Origin of the sequence: Flavobacterium sp. AJR, from assembly GCF_002156885.1 — a bacterium.
Taxonomy (GTDB): domain Bacteria; phylum Bacteroidota; class Bacteroidia; order Flavobacteriales; family Flavobacteriaceae; genus Flavobacterium.
The window spans coordinates 75,237-81,394 of sequence record NZ_NCWQ01000030.1; the positions used below are offsets into that span (position 1 = coordinate 75,237).

A 6,158-nucleotide genomic window follows, 5' to 3' on the forward strand; every position below is an offset into this window, starting at 1 on the left:
TTTTATATGGCAAAACAATCAGCAATAGAACAAGACGGATCAATCATTGAAGCATTATCAAATGCGATGTTCCGTGTAGAATTAGAAAATGGACATATTGTAATTGCTCATATTTCTGGTAAAATGCGTATGCATTACATCAAATTATTACCTGGTGATAAAGTGAAACTAGAAATGAGCCCTTACGACTTGTCAAAAGCAAGAATTACTTATAGATATTAAAGGATATTCACTATGAAAGTTAGAGCATCAGTAAAAAAGAGAAGTCCCGAGTGCATCATTGTGCGTAGAAAAGGGAGATTGTACGTAATAAACAAAAAGAATCCTAGATTTAAACAAAGACAAGGATAATTATGGCAAGAATAGCAGGGGTAGATATCCCAAAAAATAAGAGAGGTGTTATAGCACTTACCTATATCTTTGGATTAGGAAGAAGTAGAGCTATTGAGATTTTAGAGAAAGCTCAAGTAAGCCAAGATAAAAAAGTTCAAGATTGGAATGATGATGAGATCGGAGCAATTCGTGAGGCAGTATCAGCTTTCAAAATTGAAGGAGAATTACGTTCTGAAGTTTCTTTGAACATCAAACGTTTAATGGATATTGGTTGTTACAGAGGTATCCGTCATAGAACTGGTCTTCCATTAAGAGGGCAAAGAACTAAAAACAACTCTAGAACAAGAAAAGGTAAAAGAAAAACTGTTGCTAACAAGAAAAAAGCAACTAAATAATAAGTAATATGGCTAAAGCAACTGCAAAAAAACGTAAAGTTATCGTTGAATCAACGGGTGAAGCTCATATTTCTGCCACTTTCAACAACATTATCATTTCTTTGACTAATAAGAAAGGTGAAGTTATTTCTTGGTCTTCAGCTGGTAAGATGGGTTTCAGAGGTTCTAAAAAGAACACTCCGTACGCAGCTCAAATGGCAGCAGAAGATTGTAGTAAAGTAGCTCTTGAGGCAGGACTTAAAAAAGTTAAGGTTTATGTAAAAGGACCAGGAAACGGACGTGAGTCTGCTATCCGTTCTATTCATAACGGTGGAATTGAAGTTACTGAGATTATCGATGTTACTCCAATGCCTCACAACGGATGTCGTCCTCCTAAAAGACGTAGAGTTTAATACTCAAAAACAAATATAGTATAACCTAGATTGAATATAGATTATCGAAGGATAAGACCTGAATTCATAATCTCAATCTTAAACAATTTAAAATGGCAAGATATACTGGTCCTAGTACAAGAATCGCTCGTAAATTTGGCGAAGCAATCTTCGGAGATGATAAGTCTTTCGAAAAAAGAAATTACCCACCTGGACAACACGGGATGGCTAAAAAAAGAGGAAAAAAATCTGAGTATGCTGTTCAGTTAATGGAAAAGCAAAAAGCTAAATATTCTTACGGAATTTTAGAAAAACAATTCAGAAATTTATTCGAAAAAGCATCAGCTACTAAAGGGGTTACTGGTGAAGTTTTATTACAATTATGTGAAGCAAGATTAGATAATGTTGTTTTTAGAATGGGTATCGCTCCTTCTAGAAGAGGTGCACGTCAGATTGTATCTCACAGACACGTTACTGTAAATGGTGAAGTTGTTAATATTCCTTCTTACCACCTTAAGCCTGGTGATAAAGTTGCTGTTCGTGAAAAATCTAAATCTTTAGAAGCTATCGAACGTTCTTTATCAAATTCAAGTCATGTTTATGAATGGATTACTTGGAACAATGATCTTAAAGAAGGAACTTTTGTTTCTGTACCTGCGAGACTTCAAATTCCAGAAAACATTAAAGAACAATTAATCGTAGAGTTGTACAACAAATAATAATTGACTTAGTCGAAATTTATGGCAATATTTAATTTTCAAAAGCCCGATAAAGTTATCATGATCGATTCAACCGATTTTGAAGGTAAATTCGAATTTAGACCTTTAGAACCTGGTTATGGATTGACTGTTGGTAATGCACTTAGAAGAGTTTTGCTTTCAGCATTAGAAGGTTATGCAATTACATCTGTTCGCATTGAAGGTGTAGATCATGAGTTTTCTACTATCTCAGGTGTTGTTGAAGATGTTACCGAAATTATCCTTAATCTTAAACAAGTTCGTTTCAAACGTCAAATTGAAGATATCGATAATGAAGCAGTTACTATTTCTGTTTCTGGTAAAGATCAATTAACAGCAGGTGATTTTCAAAAATTTATTTCAGGTTTTCAAGTACTGAATCCAGACCTTGTTATCTGTAATTTAGATAGTAAAATTAAACTGAATTTCGATTTAACTATCGAAAAAGGTAGAGGATATGTTCCTGCTGAGGAGAACAAAAAACAGAACGCTGCAATTGGAACTATTTTTACAGACTCGATTTTTACTCCGGTAAAAAATGTAAAATATGCAATTGAAAACTTCCGTGTTGAGCAAAAGACCGATTATGAGAAATTAGTTTTTGAAATTAAAACTGATGGATCTATTAATCCTAAAGATGCTCTTACTGAAGCTGCTAAAGTTTTAATTCACCACTTCATGTTATTCTCTGACGAAAGGATTACACTCGAGGCTGACGAAATTGCACAAACAGAATCGTATGATGAAGAGTCATTACATATGAGACAATTGCTTAAAACTAAGCTTGTTGATATGGATTTATCTGTGAGAGCATTAAATTGCTTGAAAGCGGCTGAAGTTGATACACTTGGTGATTTAGTATCGTTCAATAAAAATGACCTAATGAAATTCCGTAATTTTGGTAAAAAATCTTTAACTGAACTTGATGAACTTGTTGCAGTTAAGAATTTAACTTTCGGAATGGATTTAGCTAAATACAAACTAGATAAAGAATAATCTAATTCGCCTTGGCGAGTTAAATTTAACATAGCAATGAGACACGGAAAAAAATTCAATCACTTAAGCAGACAGACTGGACATAGAAAAGCTATGTTAGCTAATATGGCTTGTTCTCTTATTGAGCACAAACGTATTAACACTACTGTTGCTAAAGCTAAAGCGCTTAAACAATTCGTTGAGCCTTTAATCACAAAATCAAAAGAAGATACGACTCACAACCGTCGTATTGTTTTTGCATACTTACGTAGCAAATATGCTGTAACTGACTTGTTCAGAGATGTAGCTGCTAAAGTAGGAGACCGTCCAGGTGGATACACTCGTATCATTAAAGTTGGAAATCGTTTGGGAGATAACGCTGATATGGCGATGATCGAACTTGTAGATTTCAATGAACTTTACAATGGAGGTAAAAAAGAAGTTAAAAAAGCTAAAAGCCGTCGTGGTGGAAAAGCAAAGAAAGCTGAAGAGACTTCTGAAGCTCCTGCTGCTGATACAGAAACGACAACTGAAGCTTCTGAATAATTATGAAAATAATCATTCAATAAGAATTAAGGATAAACTAGTTACTAGTTTATCCTTTTTTTTTGTTTTTTCTAATCTAAAAATGCAAGAATCTAACACTTTAGCTTCTTGAGGTTTTATTTTTAGAGATGAATTTTTTAAAAAACCTTGCACTCACTCTTTTAAAAAATTAAATTTGCAAAATATCTAATTACAAATGAAATACACAACACGACAAAGCGCCATTCTTTTACTAAGTGACGGAACAATTTTTCACGGAAAATCAATCGGGATTAGTGGTACTACTTTTGGTGAAGTTTGCTTTAATACAGGAATGACAGGATATCAGGAGATTTTTACCGATCCTTCTTATTTTGGTCAGATTATGGTTGCAACCAATGCACATATTGGAAATTATGGTGTAAATGATTCTGAAATAGAATCAGACAGCATTAAAATTTCGGGATTGGTTTGTAAAAATTTTAGCTTCAATTATTCTCGCGATGATGCTTCAGAGAGTTTGGAGTCTTATTTTATAAAAGAAAACCTTATTTGTATCTCTGATGTTGATACAAGAGCATTGGTGAGTTATATAAGAGATAACGGAGCAATGAATGCTGTTATATGTACAGACGGAACTTCTATAGAAGATCTGAAAATTGCTTTGGCAAATGTTCCTAATATGGAAGGTTTGGAATTAGCCTCTAAAGTTTCGACAAAAGAGCCTTATTTTTATGGAGATGAAAATGCTACTTATAAAATTTCTGCTTTAGATTTAGGAATTAAAAAGAATATCTTGCGTAATCTTGCTAAAAGAGATTGTTATATTAAGGTTTTTCCATACGACTCTACTTTTAAAGATTTAGCAGCATTTAACCCAGATGGATACTTCTTGTCAAATGGTCCTGGTGATCCAGATCCTTTATTTGGTGCAATAGAAGTTGCAAAAGATATATTAGCAAATGATAAACCATTATTTGGTATTTGTTTAGGGCATCAAGTTATTGCTTTAGCAAACGGAGTTTCTACTTATAAGATGTTTAATGGACATCGTGGGATAAACCACCCGGTTAAAAATATCATTACAGGGAAAGGTGAGATTACGTCTCAAAATCATGGTTTTGCTGTTAATAAAGAACAACTTGATAATCATCCAGATTTAGAGATTACTCATTTGCATCTTAATGACGACACTGTTGCAGGTATGCGTATGAAAAACAAAAACTGTTTCTCTGTACAATATCATCCAGAAGCTAGTCCTGGTCCTCATGATTCTTCTTATTTATTCGATCAATTTATTGAGAATATAAAAGGGAATTAAACTAAAACGATTGAGTTAATAACTAAAAGTATTTTATTACTAAGGAACTTAATTAGTGTCAAATATTTTTATAATTTCGAAAAATATTTATAATTTAATAATAAAAAATAGGCAAATGTTTAAATCGTTATTTCATGCTTTTTGACAAATCTTAAACAAATTTTAAATTTCGTAATGATTAATCTTTTGTATAGTTTTAAATAAACTATTTTGATGCATCTCCTAAATTTCTAGAGTAGTATAACAATAATTAAAATTAAGAATACAATAAGAATAGCTAGTGCAATTTTTGTTGTGCTATATGGTCTTTTGCCTATCATTTTGCCATTCCTTCCATTTACATAAAAATGGTAAATTTTGCCATCATAATGATAAGAACTAACATAAACTGGCAGCAAAATATGTTTAAAGTGTATATTGCTATATTGTGTGTTAACAGAATTTATACGCTGATCATCCCCACCAATGTCATTATATATCTTTTTTGTAATGTTGTTATCAATGAGACCTTTTATAGATTGGAAACTTTCTTTTAATTTAATCTTATATTTTTCAGTTACAAAACCACTCAAATACTGGTCATTAACTTTCACCAAAGCATTTACATCCCAAGGCCCCAATTGTGCCAATGAATTTGGATCAATACTTCCTGATGCCGGAATCATGATATCATCAAAAAATATTGAAACATTGCCTGCTGTGTCATACCAACGGGTTTTAATTTTAGTTGTTTCATTATCACCACTACCAGTTGTAACTTTATAATTTTCTCCTCTTTCTCCCGTATACATAGTGTGAGTATTGACATCGAAAGTCCAATAAGGAACATAAATACCTCGTAATCCTATTGGAGAGAGAGCCGCCTTTTTTAAATTATTTGGAGCCCACCAAAGACCATCTACCCAACTCGAAAGTAAGTTATAAACTTTTGGGGTATCTAAATTAAAAGGCAGTAAATAACTAGGTTTTATAACTCGTTCTTCTCGAATATCTTCCTCAACTAGAGGAGTACTGCAATAAGGACAATGAAAAGATTTTATGCTTTCATTGATAGAAGATGTAGCTCCGCAACTTTTACATTGAATCATTTTCTCTAATCCAAGACTTTCTGATTCAGATTTTTCTAGATAATCATTAAAATCGAGTTCTTCAATTATTGTTTTTTCTTGAGGAATTTCATTTTTAGTATTGCAGTGGTCGCAGACTAAAGTTGTAGTGCCAGGTTTGTATTTAAGTTCACCTCCACAATTAGAACAGGCAAAAACATTAAATTCTTTTTCTTTTAGCTCAATAGATTCCATTAGTTTTTTCTTGTAAGTTATCCAGTTTTTGTCATGTAAGCAATTTGTATTTCACTAAATGTTATACACTTAAAATTATAATACGCTCTAAGAGCCATTATTGAGATTCTTAGTTTTACCGCTATTGATTTTGGAAATTTTCTTTCTTACTTTTTTTAAGTTTTATGCATAACTTATTTACAATCATCTGAATTTTAAAT

9 protein-coding genes are annotated in these 6,158 nt (G+C 32.3%); 8 read left to right on the forward strand and 1 reads right to left on the reverse strand.

Going from position 1 to position 6,158, the window contains the following annotated elements:
* Positions 1–6 precede the first annotated feature (6 nt).
* From infA to carA, 8 genes are all read left to right on the forward strand, one after another.
* Positions 7–222 carry a translation initiation factor IF-1 gene (gene infA, locus B8T70_RS09620; RefSeq protein WP_007136545.1) on the forward strand — a complete coding sequence of 72 codons (216 nt, stop codon included), beginning with the start codon at positions 7–9 and terminating at the stop codon, positions 220–222.
* Positions 223–234: 12 nt separating this feature from the next.
* Positions 235–351 (forward strand): type B 50S ribosomal protein L36, encoded by a 117-nt coding sequence (gene ykgO / locus B8T70_RS09625; protein WP_072945378.1) that lies wholly within the window; start codon positions 235–237, stop codon positions 349–351.
* Between the two features lie 2 nt (positions 352–353).
* Positions 354–728, forward strand: coding sequence for a 30S ribosomal protein S13 (gene rpsM, locus B8T70_RS09630; protein ID WP_039111734.1), 375 nt, complete (start codon positions 354–356; stop codon positions 726–728).
* An 8-nt stretch (positions 729–736) separates the two neighbouring features.
* Entirely contained in the window at positions 737–1,120 is a 384-nt protein-coding gene (rpsK, locus tag B8T70_RS09635) for a 30S ribosomal protein S11 (protein ID WP_007803677.1), read from the forward strand.
* Positions 1,121–1,212: 92 nt separating this feature from the next.
* Positions 1,213–1,818: a 30S ribosomal protein S4 gene (rpsD, locus tag B8T70_RS09640; protein WP_035619621.1), complete on the forward strand. Its 606-nt coding sequence runs from the start codon at positions 1,213–1,215 to the stop codon at positions 1,816–1,818.
* A 21-nt stretch (positions 1,819–1,839) separates the two neighbouring features.
* Positions 1,840–2,832, forward strand: coding sequence for a DNA-directed RNA polymerase subunit alpha (locus B8T70_RS09645; protein ID WP_026109818.1), 993 nt, complete (start codon positions 1,840–1,842; stop codon positions 2,830–2,832).
* Between the two features lie 36 nt (positions 2,833–2,868).
* The gene (gene rplQ, locus B8T70_RS09650; protein WP_035619618.1) at positions 2,869–3,357 is read left to right on the forward strand and encodes a 50S ribosomal protein L17; all 489 of its coding nucleotides are present in this window, start codon (positions 2,869–2,871) and stop codon (positions 3,355–3,357) included.
* A 196-nt stretch (positions 3,358–3,553) separates the two neighbouring features.
* Positions 3,554–4,657: a glutamine-hydrolyzing carbamoyl-phosphate synthase small subunit gene (carA, locus tag B8T70_RS09655; protein WP_086894707.1), complete on the forward strand. Its 1,104-nt coding sequence runs from the start codon at positions 3,554–3,556 to the stop codon at positions 4,655–4,657.
* Between the two features lie 230 nt (positions 4,658–4,887).
* On the opposite strand, the gene B8T70_RS09660 is transcribed toward carA, so the two are convergent.
* Entirely contained in the window at positions 4,888–5,958 is a 1,071-nt protein-coding gene (locus tag B8T70_RS09660; RefSeq protein ID WP_086894708.1) for a hypothetical protein, read from the reverse strand.
* Between the last annotated feature and the right edge of the window lie 200 nt (positions 5,959–6,158).